At 65.2% G+C, this 15,852-nt stretch carries 12 protein-coding genes; 5 read left to right on the top strand and 7 right to left on the bottom strand.

Features of this window, described 5'->3' with window-relative positions:
* Window positions 1-6: 6 nt before the first annotated feature.
* Window positions 7-2,163, bottom strand: coding sequence for an excinuclease ABC subunit UvrB (uvrB, locus tag C6A82_RS13300; protein ID WP_311101832.1), 2,157 nt, complete (start codon window positions 2,161-2,163; stop codon window positions 7-9).
* Between the two features lie 226 nt (window positions 2,164-2,389).
* Between uvrB and C6A82_RS13295 the strand changes: the two genes are divergently transcribed.
* Entirely contained in the window at window positions 2,390-2,785 is a 396-nt protein-coding gene (locus C6A82_RS13295) for a DUF402 domain-containing protein (RefSeq protein ID WP_105341330.1), read from the top strand.
* A 10-nt stretch (window positions 2,786-2,795) separates the two neighbouring features.
* Window positions 2,796-3,329, top strand: a complete 534-nt coding sequence (locus tag C6A82_RS13290) for a hypothetical protein (protein ID WP_105341328.1) — start codon at window positions 2,796-2,798, stop codon at window positions 3,327-3,329.
* 3 nt (window positions 3,330-3,332) lie between these two features.
* Here C6A82_RS13290 and coaE read toward each other — a convergent pair whose 3' ends face one another.
* From coaE to C6A82_RS13275, 3 genes are all read right to left on the bottom strand, one after another.
* Complete coding sequence (gene coaE / locus C6A82_RS13285; protein ID WP_311101830.1) at window positions 3,333-4,493, bottom strand: dephospho-CoA kinase; 1,161 nt, start codon at window positions 4,491-4,493, stop codon at window positions 3,333-3,335.
* Between the two features lie 15 nt (window positions 4,494-4,508).
* Window positions 4,509-5,957, bottom strand: coding sequence for a 30S ribosomal protein S1 (gene rpsA / locus C6A82_RS13280; RefSeq protein ID WP_105342461.1), 1,449 nt, complete (start codon window positions 5,955-5,957; stop codon window positions 4,509-4,511).
* Between the two features lie 201 nt (window positions 5,958-6,158).
* Complete coding sequence (locus C6A82_RS13275) at window positions 6,159-7,709, bottom strand: AMP-binding protein (RefSeq protein WP_105342462.1); 1,551 nt, start codon at window positions 7,707-7,709, stop codon at window positions 6,159-6,161.
* Window positions 7,710-7,808: 99 nt separating this feature from the next.
* Here C6A82_RS13275 and C6A82_RS13270 point away from each other — a divergent pair, with 99 nt between their 5' ends.
* Window positions 7,809-8,984, top strand: a complete 1,176-nt coding sequence (locus C6A82_RS13270) for a PrsW family intramembrane metalloprotease (RefSeq protein ID WP_396836798.1) — start codon at window positions 7,809-7,811, stop codon at window positions 8,982-8,984.
* Here the strand turns inward: C6A82_RS13270 and polA are convergent.
* On the bottom strand, window positions 8,981-11,641 hold the full coding sequence (polA, locus tag C6A82_RS13265) for a DNA polymerase I (RefSeq protein WP_199193622.1): 2,661 nt from the start codon (window positions 11,639-11,641) through the stop codon (window positions 8,981-8,983). The genes C6A82_RS13270 and polA overlap by 4 nt on opposite strands.
* A 269-nt stretch (window positions 11,642-11,910) precedes the next feature.
* On the opposite strand from polA, the gene C6A82_RS13260 reads away from it, so the two are divergent.
* Entirely contained in the window at window positions 11,911-12,345 is a 435-nt protein-coding gene (locus tag C6A82_RS13260; RefSeq protein WP_105342469.1) for an OB-fold domain-containing protein, read from the top strand.
* Complete coding sequence (locus tag C6A82_RS13255) at window positions 12,342-13,541, top strand: lipid-transfer protein (RefSeq protein WP_311101828.1); 1,200 nt, start codon at window positions 12,342-12,344, stop codon at window positions 13,539-13,541. Before C6A82_RS13260 ends, C6A82_RS13255 begins: the two co-directional genes overlap by 4 nt.
* Window positions 13,542-13,550: 9 nt before the next feature.
* On the opposite strand, the gene C6A82_RS13250 is transcribed toward C6A82_RS13255, so the two are convergent.
* Entirely contained in the window at window positions 13,551-14,582 is a 1,032-nt protein-coding gene (locus tag C6A82_RS13250) for a methyltransferase (RefSeq protein WP_105342799.1), read from the bottom strand.
* A gap of 352 nt (window positions 14,583-14,934) precedes the next feature.
* Entirely contained in the window at window positions 14,935-15,849 is a 915-nt protein-coding gene (locus tag C6A82_RS13245; protein WP_105342801.1) for a nitronate monooxygenase family protein, read from the bottom strand.
* Between the last annotated feature and the right edge of the window lie 3 nt (window positions 15,850-15,852).

Genomic DNA, 15,852 nt, shown 5'->3' with positions numbered 1-15,852 from the left:
ATCAAGCTATTTCAGACCGGCCGCATCCATGCCGCGCAGTTCCTTCTTCAGGTCCGCGATCTCGTCCCTGATTCGGGCGGCCAACTCGAACTGCAGGTCGCGTGCGGCAGCCATCATCTGAGCGGTCAGATCCTTGATGAGGTCGGCGAGCTCGGCCCGCGGCATATTGGAGGTATCGCGGCCCTCGATGATCCCGGCGCTGACCGCCCTGCCCGGCTCACCCGGCGCGCGACGTCCGCGCGAGGCGTTGCGCCCCGAGCCGCCGATCTCGACGTCGGTGTCGTCTGCCTCGCGGTAGACCTGGTCGAGGATGTCGGCGATCTTCTTGCGCAGCGGCTGCGGATTGAGGCCCCTCTCTTCGTTGTAGGCGATCTGCTTGGCCCGCCTGCGCTCGGTCTCGTCGATGGCCTGCTTCATCGAATCGGTCATCGTGTCGGCATACATGTGCACCTCGCCGGACACGTTGCGGGCCGCTCGCCCGATGGTCTGGATCAGGCTTCGCGGCGACCGCAGGAAGCCCTCCTTGTCGGCGTCCAAGATCGCCACCAGTGACACCTCGGGTAGGTCAAGGCCCTCCCGCAGCAGGTTGATGCCCACGAGCACGTCGTACTCTCCGAGCCGCAGCTGACGCAGCAGCTCCACCCGGCGCAGCGTATCGACCTCGGAATGCAGATATCTGGTCCGGATGCCCATCTCCAACATGTAGTCGGTGAGGTCCTCGGCCATCTTCTTGGTGAGCGTAGTGACCAGCACCCGCTCGTCGAGATCGGTGCGCTTGCGGATCTCCCCGATGAGGTCGTCGATCTGGCCCCTCGTCGGCTTGACCACCACCTGCGGGTCCACGAGCCCGGTCGGCCGAATGACCTGTTCAACGAACTCGCCGCCGGTCTGGCTGAGCTCGTACGGGCCGGGCGTGGCCGACAGATAAACCGTCTGCCCGATCCGGTCTGCGAACTCCTCCCAGGTCAGCGGCCTGTTGTCGATCGCCGACGGCAGCCGGAAACCGAAATCGACGAGGTTGCGCTTTCTGGAGATGTCGCCTTCATACATGCCGCCGATCTGAGGCACCGTCACATGCGACTCGTCGATGACCAGCAGGAAGTCCTCCGGGAAGTAGTCCAGCAACGTGGCGGGCGCCGAGCCTGCCGGTCGGGCATCGATGTGCCGCGAATAGTTCTCGATGCCCGAGCAGAAGCCGACCTGCCGCATCATCTCGACGTCATAATTGGTCCGCATCCGAAGCCGTTGCGCCTCAAGCAGTTTGCCCTGCTTCTCCAGCTCTGCCAGCCGCTCCTCGAGCTCCTGCTCGATCGTCGAGATCGCATGAGCCATCCGCTCGGGGCCCGCCACGTAATGAGTCGCCGGAAAGATCCGCAGCGAGTCGACCTTGCGGACGACGTCACCGGTCAGCGGATGCAGATAGTACAAAGCCTCGACCTCGTCGCCGAAGAACTCGATGCGCACCGCGAGTTCCTCGTAGGACGGGATGATCTCGACGGTGTCGCCGCGCACCCTGAACGAGCCACGGGTGAATGCCATGTCGTTGCGGGTGTACTGAACGTCGACGAGCAACCGCAGCAGCGCATCGCGGGGTATCTCCTCCCCGACCCGCACCTCGACGGACCGGTCCATATAGGACTGCGGCGTGCCGAGGCCGTAGATGCACGACACCGACGCGACCACCACCACGTCCCGCCGTGACAGCAGACTCGACGTCGCGGAGTGCCTCAGCCGCTCCACGTCGTCGTTGATCGAACTGTCCTTCTCGATGTACGTGTCGGTCTGGGCGATGTACGCCTCTGGCTGGTAGTAGTCGTAGTACGAGACGAAGTACTCAACAGCGTTGTTCGGCAGCATCTCCCGGAGCTCGTTGGCCAGCTGCGCAGCGAGCGTCTTGTTGGGCGCCATCACCAGCGTCGGCCGCTGCAGCCGCTCGACCAGCCAGGCGGTGGTCGCCGACTTGCCGGTGCCCGTCGCGCCGAGCAGTACCACGTCGCGCTCCCCCGCCCTTATGCGACGTTCCAGCTCGTCGATCGCAGCGGGCTGGTCGCCCGCCGGCTGGTATTCGCTGACGACCTCGAACCGGCCACCGGTGCGCACCATCGCCTCGACCGGGCGGTACTCGGAGTGCGCCAGGATGGGGTGTTCGGTAGCGAAAGCCATGTTCACAGGGTAGAACCACGCACCGACACCGTGACATTCCCCGGTCGACCGCTGCCTTCGACGGGGCCCAACGCTCCTGCCCGCCGAACCTGTTCGCCGAGCCTATGCTTGGTCTATCCACCCTCCCAAGCACGAGAAATTCGACTTGGTCGCCCGGACCAACACCGATCCCAAGGGGATCGAACGCGACGTCGACGAGTACACGGTGACACCGTGGGGTCTGTACATGGCCCGGCCGACGCCCGGCCGGGCCCAGTTCCACTACCTGCAGTCCTGGCTGTTGCCATCGCTCGGATTGCGAGCATCGATCTTTCATTTCAATCCGGGTCACGAACGCGACCAGGACTTCTATCTCGACGTGGGCCGCTATACGGCGGGCGCCAAGGTCTGGCACTCCGAGGACCACTATCTCGACCTCGTGCTGCGCACAGGAGAGGGCGTGGAGATGGAGGACGTCGACGAACTCCTGACCGCAGTGCGGCACGGGTTACTCACGCCCCGGATCGGCGAGCAGGCGGTTCGCAGCGCGCTGGGCGCCGTCGAGGGACTGTCCCGAAACGGCTATGACCTCCAGCGTTGGCTTTCTGGCAACGGCTTGGAACTGACCTGGCGCAAAGCGTAGGGTCCCTGCCATGAGTCTCACCGAGCGCGGCTGGATCACCGCCGCCGCACTGGCGACCCTCATCGTCGGTTCCCAGTTAATCCCCGCGCCCGCGCTGGCAGATCCAGACATCCCGCCGCAAACGGACCCCGCCGCCCAGGGCGACCCGGGCGTGCTGCGCAACGTCATCTACCGCGCCCGCGCCGACGGCACGTCGCGCGGAGCGGTGGTCGCCTACAAGGCCGACGACGCGAACGTCAACAGCGAGCAGCCGACGCTGCTTCCGGGAAGTACCTTCGAGGTCAACACTGTGATGTCCGACCCGAAACTGGCGGGCATGACGGTCTCGATCGACTGGCCGTACGGGTCGAATCTGCACTGCGAGATATTGGTCGACGATCAGATCGTCGCGCAGGCCGATCAGTTCATCGCGCCGAGGCTGTTCCGCGTGAAAGACGACCCGATGTACGGCACGCTGCAGTGCGGCGCCCCGCTTGACACACCTGGCGCCGATGTATTGGCGCCGGTCGCACCGTCTGCCGACGCGGCGCCCCAGTCCGCCTGACGGTTACGGCTTCCAACCGGTCGAGTCGGCCCATGCGGTGGCTCGCCCGTACGCGTCGAGGAACCACGGTTCCTTCGCCTCGGCGTAGTCCGGCGTCTCGAGTGCCTTCCGTTTGGCCGCCAGGTAGTCGTCGCGCACGCCGGGGTTGGCCCTCAGCCAGTCCACGAACAGGAGCGCGAACCGCTGGTTCGGCCAGCCGTTGACGCGAACGTTCACGTTCGCCGGACGCCCGGGATCCGCTGCCCCGTGAATACGCTTGCGCCATTGTGACGGATCGCCTTCGTGCGGAACATCGCTCGTGATGTGGTCGATGCGTGGGTAGCCGACATCGGTGAGAGCGGTGACGAGTTCGTCTGCGATATCGAGTGATTCGACGGTCACCTGGATGTCGATGACATCCTTGGCGTCGAGGCCCTCGACCGCCGTCGACCCGATGTGATCCACCCGCAGGGCCTTGTGCCCGCACGCCATCGTCAGCCGGTTGACGATGCGGCGGGCATCGTCGGCCCAAGCCGGGTGGTACGGCACCAGGTCCGGCGGGACGCGCACCGACTCTCGGGTGCGGATGTTGTGCGCAAGCGGCAGTACCCGCTGATACCAGATGTCCCGCGCGTGTTCCACCAAGTCGCCCCGCGAACCCGAATTGTCAAGCAGCACATCGGCGATCGCGCGGCGCTCTTCCTCGGATGCCTGAGCGGCTATCCGGGCACGGGCGTCCGCCTCGTCCATTCCGCGTTTGATCAGCCGCTCGACTCTGGTCTGCTCATCGGCGTGGACGACCACCACAAGGGGAAACATGGGCGCCAACCCCGTCTCCACGAGCAGGGGGATGTCCTCGACGACGACGGCGTCGGCGGAGACGGCGGCGATTATTTCCTCACGCCGCCGGGCCACCAGGGGGTGCACGATGCCGTTGAGAAGTTGGCGCTTCTCGTCGTCGACGAACGCCTTGGCCGCCAGGGCGGGCCGATTCAACGCGCCGTCTTCGCGCAGGATGTCGTCGCCGAATGCGTCGACGAGAGACGCCAGTCCCTCTGTTCCCGGTTCGACGACTTCCCGGGCAATCACGTCCCCGTCGACGATGATGCCGCCACAATCGTTGAACGCGGCGGACACCGTCGACTTTCCGGCGCCGATGCCGCCGGTCAGACCGATACGAATCATCCGGTCAGACGCCGACTAGGCGCTGCCGGCCAGCTTCTCCCGAAGCGCCGCCAGCTGAGCGTCGCTTGCCAGCGATCCACCCGCCGACTGCTCCTCGGCACGCGGTGCACCACCATTGGCTCCGGAGGGGGCCGCGGCTGCTTCTGCTTCTGCCGCTGCGAACTTCTCCATCTGAGTGGTGTGCATCTTGTGCCTGCGCTCGGCCTCGGCGTAGCGGGCCTCCCACTCGTCGCGCTGCTTCTCGAAGCCCTCGAGCCATTCGTTGGTCTCGGAATCGAAGCCCTCGGGGAAGATGTAGTTGCCCTGCTCGTCGTAGCTGTCGGCCATGCCGTACTTCGACGGGTCGAACTCCTCGGTGTAGTCCTCGTTGGCCTGCTTGAGGCTCAGCGAGATGCGGCGACGCTCGAGGTCGATGTCGATGACCTTGACCATGGCGTCGTCGCCGACGGCGACCACCTGGTCGGGCACCTCGACGTGACGCTCAGCGAGCTCGGAGATGTGCACCAGGCCCTCAATGCCCTCCTCGACGCGAACGAACGCACCGAAGGGCACCAGCTTGGTGACCTTGCCGGGAACGATCTGGCCGATAGCATGCGTACGGGCGAAGTGACGCCAAGGGTCTTCCTGAGTCGCCTTGAGCGACAACGAAACCCGCTCACGGTCCATGTCGACGTCGAGTACCTCGACGGTGACCTCGTCGCCGACCTGTACGACCTCCGACGGATGGTCGATGTGCTTCCAGGACAGCTCCGAAACGTGCACCAGGCCGTCGACGCCGCCGAGATCGACGAACGCGCCGAAGTTGACGATGGAGGACACCACACCCTTGCGGATGGCGCCCTTCTGCAGCTGGTTGAGGAACTCGCTGCGCACCTCAGACTGGGTCTGCTCCAGCCAGGCGCGGCGGCTCAGCACCACGTTGTTGCGGTTCTTGTCCAGCTCGATGATCTTGGCCTCGATCTCCTTGCCGATGTACGGCTGCAGATCCCGGACACGACGCATCTCCACCAGCGAGGCGGGCAGGAAGCCACGCAGGCCGATGTCGAGGATGAGGCCGCCCTTGACGACCTCGATGACGGTGCCCTTGACGGCCTCGTCCTTCTCCTTGAGCTCTTCGATGGTGCCCCAGGCGCGCTCGTACTGTGCACGCTTCTTGGACAGGATCAGGCGGCCTTCCTTGTCCTCCTTGGTGAGAACGAGGGCTTCGACCTCATCGCCGACGGACACAACCTCGTTGGGGTCGACGTCGTGCTTGATGGAGAGCTCTCGGGAAGGGATTACGCCTTCGGTCTTGTAACCGATGTCGAGCAGAACTTCGTCACGGTCAACCTTGACGATGGTTCCCTCGACGATGTCGCCATCGTTGAAGTATTTGATGGTCTTGTCGATGGCGGCGAGAAAGTCCTCGCTCGAGCCGATGTCGTTGACGGCTACTTGCGGCGAGGTGACGGAGGGGCTTGGCATGTGGTGGGTTGCTCCGGACAGGTTTGGTCGTAGGGACTTGGGACGTTCGAATTATTGGCCTCGGCGCGCAGGCACCGAGGTGTGCTCCGCACCCGCAGCAGAGATCGCAAAACCACAGACGGGTACCGGTCGAGGTTACTCGACTGTGTACAGGCTGGACAAACCCGGTCCCGTGAGCAGGTCGATCATGACCAGGCACAATCACACGATCCGGGTCGCATGATCATTCCAGTACCGGTCTCGAAGCAGGCGCTTGTACAACTTCCCCGTCGGCAGTCGCGGTAGCTCCGCTTCGAAGTCGATCGAGCGCGGCACCTTCTGTCTGGAGAGGTGTTCGCTGCAGAACGTCAGCAGTTCGTCCGCGAAGTCCTGACCGGCATCGATTCCGGGCATCGGCTGCACGACCGCCTTCACCTCTTCTCCGAGATCGTCGTTCGGCACCCCGAACACCGCCGCGTCGGCCACTTTGGGGTGCGTGATCAGCAGGTTCTCGCATTCCTGCGGGTAGATGTTCACACCGCCGGAGATGATCATGAACGTCGCGCGGTCGGTGAGATAAAGATAGCCGTCGTCATCGACATAGCCGACGTCGCCGACGGTGGTCATCGTGCCGTCGGCGGAGCGCGACTCAGCGGTCTTCTGCGGATCGTTGAAGTACGAGAAGTCGCTCATGGTCTTGAACCACAGCGTGCCCGGTTGCCCCTTGGCCGCAGGCCTCATGTCGTCGTCGAGCACGCATATCTGCCCGGAGATCACCTTGCCGACGGTGCCGCGGTGGGTCAGCCACTCCGCGCTGTCGCATACGGCGAATCCGAGCAGTTCCGTGGCGCTGTAGTACTCCAGCAGGACCGGTCCCCACCAATCGATCATCTGCTCCTTGACCTGCGGTGGACACGGCGCGGCGGCATGAATGGCGACCTCGAGCGAGGACACGTCGTATCTGGCCCGTACTTCCGCGGGCAGTTTGAGCATGCGGGAGAACATTGTGGGCACCAGCTGGGTATGCGTCGGGCGGTACCTCTCGACCAGCATCAGGTACAGCTCGGGGTCGAAGTGCTCCATGATCACGGCCGTGCCACCCATCCGGATGGTGAGGCCGACGCCGCCCTGCGGCGCAGAGTGGTAGAGCGGCGCAGGCGACAGGTAGGACATGCCGTCGCGGTAGCGCCAGATCTTCGTGATGAAGTCGAGCACCGGCAAGTTCTGCGAAGGTGGCTGCAACGGGAGCGGCCGGAGAATGCCCTTGGGCCTGCCCGTCGTTCCCGACGAGTACAGCATCGACGTACCCAGGCCCTCATCGGCGACGGGAGTTGCGGGGTAATCCTTTACGGCCTCGTCGAGGTTGACGACAGCGCGTCCGTCGCCGGGACCGTCGGCGACCACAGCGACCTTCACCGACGGGCATTGCCCGAGCACCTCCGTGGCGATTGCGCGCTTCTCCTCGGAGAAGATCAGCACCTGCGATTCGCTGTTGTTGACGACGTAGGCGACCTCGTCTGCGGTCAGGAACGAGTTGATGCACGTGTAGTACAGGCCGGAGCGTTCGCCCGCTCCGCAGCATTCGAGGTATCGCGCGTTGTTCTCCATGAAGATCGCGTAGTGGTCGAGCCTGTTGAGTCCGACACCGCGCAAAAAGTGCGCCAAGCGATTCGACCGGGCATCGAGTTCGGCGTATGTCACCGCCTCGCCCGTGCCGGCCATGATGAACGCCGCCTGGTCGGGCCGCGTGCGGACGTGCTCCCCCGTGTACATCTCCGCAAGCTAACGCCGCGACTCGAACTGATGTCGCCAATCGACAAATGGACCGCCCCGAAACCGGATTCCAGCGTTGCTCACCGCTACCCTGCTCTGGTGTCCTACGCCGGTCCGCCTTCCCATCCGCTCGCCTACGGTCCGCCGTACCCGCCGATACAGAAGAAGGTCCGCAAGGTGGGAGCGCCGTTGGGCGTGCTGATCCTGCTGGGCACCATCGCGGGTCTGATCATCATCGCGTTGACGGCGTTGAATCCCGTCGGCACCTCGATCGGATTCGTGATGTCCAGCATCGCGATGACGATCGTCCTGCTCGCTTATCTGTGGCTGGACCGCTGGGAGCCAGAGCCGCCCCGGCTGCTGGTGCTGGCCTTCCTGTGGGGCGCGTCGGTGGCCGTCATCATCGCGTCGATACTGCAACTCGTTGCCGAGGCGGCCATCAATCCGGGCGCGACCGAAGGTGCCAGCCCAGTCACGATCGTGCTGGGGGCGCCGCTGACCGAAGAGGCAGCCAAGGGCCTGTTTCTCCTGCTGATGATGACCGGACGGCGCCGCAACGAGCTGAACTCGCTGACCGACTGCTTTGTCTATGCCGGCCTGGTCGGTGCAGGGTTCGCGTGGCTAGAGGACATCCTGTACATCGGCGGTGGCGAGACCGTCGGCGACTCGCTTGTCACCGCCGCGATGCGGCTCATCATGGCGCCGTTCGCGCATTCGCTGTTCACCACGTTCTTCGGTATCGGCGTGTGGTATGCGCTGCGGAAGCGGAACGCCCTCGCCAAGTTCGGCTGCATCCTGCTCGGCTATATCGGCGCAGTGATCATGCACGGGCTGTGGAACGGCTCGTCGCTGCTCGGCATCGGCGCCTATTTCGGGGTGTACTTCCTGTGGATGGTGCCGATCTTCGTTTTGATCATCTGGCTCGGCGTCGCCAGCAGGCGCAAAGAACAGCGGATCACCGCGCAGAAGCTGCCGGGAATGGTGGCGGCAGGCCTGGTGAGCCCGAGCGAGGCGACCTGGCTCGGTTCGATCAAGAGCCGCAAGGCGGCGATCGGCCACGCCCGCCGGATGGGCGGCAAGTCGGCAGCGAAGTCCGTCAAGACCTTCGCCCACCAAGTGGTCGAGCTGGCATTCGTGCGTGATCGCATCGACCGCGGCTTCGGCGATGAGCGCGTCAACGCGCTGCTTGTCGAGGAGACCTACGCCGTGTACGGGGCCCGCGCCGGTGCGCCTGCTCTGCAGGGCCTTGCGGGATCCCGCGCTACCGGTCCTTAGTGCGCGGCGGCGTCCCAGCTCCGGCCATATCCCACCGACACCTCCAGCGGCACATTCAGCGGATAGGCGCTGCCCATCTTGTCGCGCACCAGTTTCTCGACCTGCTCGCGTTCGCCGTTCGCCACCTCGAACAGCAACTCGTCGTGCACCTGTAGCAGCATGCGGGACTTGAGGCCTTCATCCTTGAGCGCCTTGTCGACGTCGATCATCGCCACCTTGATGATGTCGGCCGCGCTGCCCTGGATCGGGGCGTTCAGGGCAGCGCGCTCGGCCGCCTCGCGAACGTTGCGGTTGCTGCTGTCCAGTTCTGGGAGATAGCGCCGTCTGCCGAACACGGTCGACGTGTAGCCGTCTTTGCGCGCCTGCTCGACGACGTCACGCAGGTAGTCGCGGACGCCTCCGAACCGGTCGAAGTACTGCTCCATCTGCACCTTGGCCTCTTCGGTGGAGATCTTCAGTTGCGCGGCAAGGCCGTACGCGCTCAACCCGTAGGCCAGCCCGTAGCTCATCGCCTTGACGCGGCGCCGCAGTTCGGCGGTGACCTCGTCGATCGGGACGGAGAACGCGCGGGAGGCGACGAAGGAGTGCAGATCCTCCCCGGTGCGGAACGCTTCGATGAGGCCCTCGTCCTGCGACAGGTGCGCCATGATCCGCATCTCGATCTGGCTGTAGTCGGCGGTCATCAGCTCGTCGAAGCCCTGACCTACGACGAACCCGTCGCGGATACGACGGCCGGCGTCGGTGCGGATCGGGATGTTCTGCAGATTCGGTTCCGTGGACGACAACCGGCCCGTTGCGGCGATGGTCTGATTGAAGGTCGTGTGGATCCGGCCGTCGGAGGCCACCGAGTTCAGCAGCCCGTCGACGGTCACCTTGAGCCTCGTGACGTCGCGGTGCGCCAGCAGGTGCTGGAGGAACGGATGGCCGGTCTTGTCGAACAACGACTGCAGCGCGTCCGCGTCGGTGGTGTAACCGGTCTTGGTGCGCTTGGTCTTCGGCATTTCCAGCTCGTCGAACAGCACCACCTGCAGCTGCTTGGGCGAGCCGAGGTTGATCTGCTTACCGATCACGCCGTAGGCCGCCTCCGCCGCGTCCCTGATCTGATCGGCGAACTCGCTCTGCAGCTCCGATAGATGGCCGAGGTCCACAGCGATGCCCGCGGTCTCCATCTCGGCCAGCACCCGCTGCACCGGCAGCTCCATGTCGCCGAGCAATGAGGAGGACTCGATACGGGCCAGCTCCTCGTCCAGCGCGTCGGCGAGATCCATCACCGCGCTGGCCCGCAGAATCGACGTCTGCACCGCCTGGTCGTCGATGCCGTCGCTGTCATCGAGTAACGAAAGCTGTTGCTGCTCAGGGTTATCTGCGCGAAGCTCACGCTTCAGATACCGGAGCGACAGGTCGTCGAGGGCGAAGCTGCGTTGCCCGGGACGCACCAGATAGGCGGCGAGCGCGGTGTCGGAGGTGATCCCGCGCAACTTCCAGCCGCGGCCTTCCAGGTCGTGAATGGCGAGCTTGGCCTCGTGCAGTGCCTTGGGCGCATCCGTGTCCGCGAGCCACGACGCCAGCGCGGCCTCGTCGTCGGGATGCAGGCCTGCGGTGTCGAGGTAGCGGCCGTCGCCGTCTCCGGCCACGATCGCCAGCGCCGTCGCGTCGGCGTCGAACGCCAGGTGCGTGCCGATGACCGCCATCCCGGACCGCTTGCCCGTGGTGTGCTCGGACAGCCAGTTGGCCAGTTCGCCTGCCTCGAGGGCGCCACCGCGGACGTCGAAGCCCTGATCGACCTCGGGGTCGGCGGAGGCCAGCGTCTCGAACAACCGGTCCCGCAGCACCCGGAACTCAAGGTCGTCGAACAACCTGTGGATCTGGTCGCGGTCCCACGGCTGCATCCGCAGCGTGTCCGGGGTCTGTGCCAGCGGGACGTCTTTGACGAGGTCGGTGAGCTCGCGGTTAAGCACCACGCTCGAGATGTTCGCCCGCAGCGCGTCGCCGACCTTGCCCTTCACGGTGTCGACCTTGTCGACGAGGGCCTGCAGCGAGCCGTATTCGGCGATCCACTTCGTCGCCGTCTTCTCCCCGACGCCGGGAATGCCGGGCAGGTTGTCGCTCGGGTCGCCGCGCAGCGCGGCGAAGTCGGGGTACTGCTGCGGGGTGAGCCCGTACTTCTCGACGACGGCATCGGGGGTGAACCTGGTCAGCTCGCTGACACCCTTGCGCGGATACAGCACCGTGACGTCGTCGCTGACCAACTGCAGCGAGTCACGGTCGCCGGTCACGACGAGGACCCGGTAACCCTCGTCCTCGGCCTGCGTAGCCAGCGTGGCGATCACGTCGTCGGCCTCGAAGCCGGGCTCGGCCAGCACGGTGATGCCGAGCGCGCCGAGCACCTCCTTGGTGATGTCGATCTGACCGCGGAACTCGTCGGGCGTCGCCGACCGGCCCGCTTTGTACTCCGGGTACTTCTCCAGCCGGAACGTCTGCCGGGACACGTCGAACGCGGCGGCGATGTGACTGGGCTGCTCATCGCGCAACAGGTTGATCAGCATCGCCGTGAACCCGTAGACCGCGTTGGTGGTCAGCCCGCCCTGGGTCTTGAAGTTTTCGGCGGGCAGTGCGTAGAAGGCCCGAAACGCCAGCGAATTGCCGTCCAGCAGCATCAATGTCGGCTTCTGAGTCGCCTTCTCGGCCGTAGCGCTTGCGATCACGGCCCTACTCTATGCACGGGCGCTGACAGTTCAGTAGCCGACGAGCCCGATCGATCAGGACGCGCGGCGGCGCTGACGGGCTCGTCGGCGCGCACAACCTGATGCGGGACAACCCGGAGGATCTGTTACGCATCCTCCTGGAGGTCGGCGACGGAGCATGAGGCCCGGCGACAAACTGGAACACGTTTCAGTTCGGGACGTGAATCGGTACGCTGACCCAGGTGTCAGCTTCTACTCAACCCGCGATAGACGGGTGGTTCGCCACCGACGGATCCGGGCTGCCCTATCTGATCGGCGGCAAGTGCCATCAGTGCGGTACCTACGTCTTTCCGCCGCGTTCGAACAACTGCCCCAACCCCGCCTGCGACGGCGACGACCTGGCCCAGGTGCCGCTGTCGCGTCGCGGGACGCTGTGGAGCTACACCGAGAACCGGTATCCCCCGCCGGCGCCCTATCCGGCGCCGGATCCCTTCGAGCCGTTCGCGATCGCCGCGGTGCAGCTCGCCGATGAGGGTCTGATCGTGTTGGGGAAGGTCGTCGAGGGCACCTTGGCCGCCGATCTGAAGGTCGGCATGGAAATGGAGCTGACGACCATGCCGCTGTTCGTCGACGACGACGGTGTCGAGCGCATCGTGCACGCCTGGAGGATCGCATGAGCCCGGAACCGCTGTACATCCTCGGCGCGGGCATGCACCCGTGGGGCAAGTGGGGCCGTGACTTCACCGAGTACGGCGTCGTCGCCGCGCGCGCGGCGCTCGCCGAGGCCGGGCTGGACTGGCGCCAGATCCAGCTCGTGGCGGGCGCGGACACCATCCGCAACGGCTATCCGGGCTTCATCGCCGGCTCGACGTTCGCCCAGAAGCTCGGCTGGAACGGCGTGCCCGTCAGCTCCAGTTACGCGGCATGCGCCAGCGGATCGCAGGCGTTGCAGAGCGCCCGCGCGCAAATCCTGGCCGGCTTCTGCGACGTCGCGCTCGTCATCGGCGCCGACACCACGCCCAAGGGCGCGTTCGCCCCGGTCGGTGGGGAACGCCGCAACGATCCGGACTGGCAGCGGTTCCACCTGATCGGTGCGATGAACCCGGTGTATTTCGCGCTGCTGGCGCGGCGGCGGATGGACCTCTTCGGCGCCACCGCCGAGGACTTCGCCGGGGTCAAGGTCAAAAACGCCCGCCACGGGCTGGAGAACCCCAACGCGCGTTACCGCAAGGAGAGCTCCGTCGAGGATGTTCTGGCCAGTCCGGTTGTGGCAGACCCCTTGCGCCAGTTGGATATCTGCGCGACGTCCGACGGGGCGGCCGCGTTGATCGTGGCCAGCAAGTCGTTCGCCGAGAAGCACCTCGGGTCGGTCGAAGGAGTGCCGTCGGTGCGCGCGGTCAGCACCGTCACGCCGCAGTATCCTCAGCATCTGCCCGAATTGCCCGACATCGCAACCGATTCCACCGCTGCCGTGGCAGCGCCGGAGCGCGTGTTCAAGGACCAGATCCTCGACGCCGCCTACGCCGAGGCCGGTATCGGCCCCGAGGACGTCAGCCTCGCCGAGGTTTACGACCTGTCGACCGCGTTGGAACTCGACTGGTACGAGCACCTCGGCCTGTGCAAGAAGGGCGAGGCCGAGCAGCTTCTGCGTAGCGGTGCGACGACGATCGGCGGCAAGGTTCCGGTCAACCCTTCGGGCGGCTTGGCCTGCTTCGGCGAAGCGATACCCGCCCAGGCCATCGCGCAGGTCTGCGAGTTGACCTGGCAACTGAAGGGGCAAGCCACCGGCCGCCAGGTCGAGGGCGCCACCGTCGGCGTCACCGCCAACCAGGGCCTCTTCGGCCACGGCTCCTCAGTCATCGTCGCTCGCTGAGATCAGACGTCACTTGTAGGCGATGCCAGCACTCGCCGGTCCGACCAGCGGGGTGATCTCGACTCTGCGGAAGCCGACCTCGGTGCACCAGCCCGTAAAGTCGGCGCCCGTGAAATCAAAGCCGTCACCGAATTCGATCAACATGTTGAGCGACATCAGCAAGCCAAATGCGTTCTGCCGTCGGGCATCGTCGATCAGGTTCTCGACGACGATGAAAGCTCCTCCTTCAGGCAGTGCGTCATAGGCCGACTGGATGAGCTGCATCTTCTTGTCGAGATTCCAGTCGTGCAGAATCATGCCCATGGTGATGATGTCGGCTGCGGGAAACGGTTCTGCGAAGCAATCGCCGCTGATGCACTGAACACGATCGGTCAGCCCCGCCGCCGCGACGGTTTTCTCCGCGATGGCGGTGACTGCCGGCAGATCGAGGCTGGTCAGCCGGAGATGTGGGTGGCGGTTAGCCACGACAATAGAGAGTTGGCCGTTGGCGCCGCCGACATCGCAAAGCGTCTGATAACCCGTGAAATCGAACGTCTCGCTTAGCGCTTGGAAGTTCGGTGTCGAAATGCCTTGCATCGCAAGCAAGAACTGCTCGAGACGCTTTGGGTCCGCGTAGACCTCCTCGAACATGGAGTGCCCGCTGCGCTTCAGCTCGTTCTGCGGTTGGCCGGTGTGCAGCGCCTCGGTCAGGTCGTTCCAGAACCCGAAGAGTCGCGCGTTGAGCATTTCCAGTAGTCCGCCGACGTAGCGCGGGCTGCTTCTGCTCAGGAACGCCGACGCTTCCGCCGTGTTGCTGTACCGGCCGCTCGGTCCATCACCCTCCCTCGCCAGAAAGCCGAGCGCCACCAAGGCGTCGAGAAAGTCGTAGGTGGCTCTACTGTGCAATTTCAGCCGGTCACCGAGCTCCGCACCGCGGAGCGATGGCTCATTGTCGAGCACGGTGAACACACCCAGCTCGACCGCCGAAAGCAGGGTCTTCGAGGCGAAGAAGCCCGTGCCCACCTGCAAGATATGAGAGGGATCTAGGGCGTTTTCGGGCATGGCCCACCTCCGTCGGATCACCGCTGTGTCGACACAGACTTTGCCAGCGAAACGGCGAAAAATCCGCGGAATGGACGTTAGATCAATTTACGGCGTTGCTGATTTGCACTGTCGGGGAGGACGCGCCATTCCCGCGCCGGAATTTCGTCGGCGCCATCGTTTACGGCGAGGGTCCGCGGTGGCATGACGGCCGCCTGTGGTGGTTCACCGACGGCTTCGCGAACACGGCGTACTCCGCCGGCGAAACGGTGAAGTCAATGTCGAGGCCTAGATCGTCAAGGCGTCGGGGCTCGTTGGTTGGGCGACGGAACCTTGGTGGTTTCCGGGTCGATGTGCCGGGCTCCTGGTCGCCTTAGACTCGTGACCTTGCGGCGTCCAGCACCGCTTCGATCTCGGCCCACGTGCCACGCACGATCTCGGCGACAGGCAAGAGCTCGTCGATCCGTGAGGACACCTGACCGGTGTTGGCGACACTGGCGTCCATATCGCCGTCGAAGTACAGTTCGGTGACCTTGCCGAGCAGCTGGGCTTCGGGATCGTGAGCCGCAACGCGCGCTGCGAGCCCCGCCCGCAGCACCCGCATCGTCGGGTTGCCGGGGATGTCGAGAAGTACTGTGCCCGAATCGCTCGCGGCGAGGATCGCGTTCTTGAAGTTGCTGTGGACCAACGACTCTCGGCTCGCGAGCATCCTGGTTCCCATCTGCACGCCTTCCGCGCCGAGAACCACTGCCGCGGCGGTGGACCGTGCGTCGCACATGCCGCCTGCGGCGATGATCGGGAGGTCGACGCGCTCGGCGACAAGCGGTAGCAACACCATCGTCGACGCACCGAGGGCAGACTTGAATCCGCCGCCCTCCACTCCCTCGACCACCAAGGCGTCGACGCCCGCATCGAGAGCCTTCTGCGCCGCACGAAGCGAGCCGACGACGTGCACGACCGTCATTCCCGCTTCGTGAAGCCGTTCGGTGAACAAGGCGGGATCGCCTGCCGAGGTGAAGACGTGGTTCACGCCCGCGTCGTGGAGCACGTGGACGATCGACGGGTCCTTCTTCCAGCCCTGAATCATCAGGTTGGCCCCGACCGGCTTGTCGGTGAGCGTGCGGACACGACGCAGGTCCGCCTGCCCCTCGGCTGTCAGCGTCTCTATCACTCCGAGTCCGCCCGCCTCCGACACTGCGGCGGCGAGTTCCGCGCGGGCGATGTACGTCATCGGCGCCTGGACGATCGGGTACTCGATGCCGAGCAGGGCCCGAATGCGGTTGGGCACGAG

Origin of the sequence: Mycobacterium sp. ITM-2016-00318 (assembly GCF_002968285.2) — a bacterium.
GTDB lineage: Bacteria > Actinomycetota > Actinomycetes > Mycobacteriales > Mycobacteriaceae > Mycobacterium.
The sequence above is the reverse complement of the archived record's forward strand: the minus strand, read 5'-3'. Positions and strand labels throughout refer to the sequence as shown.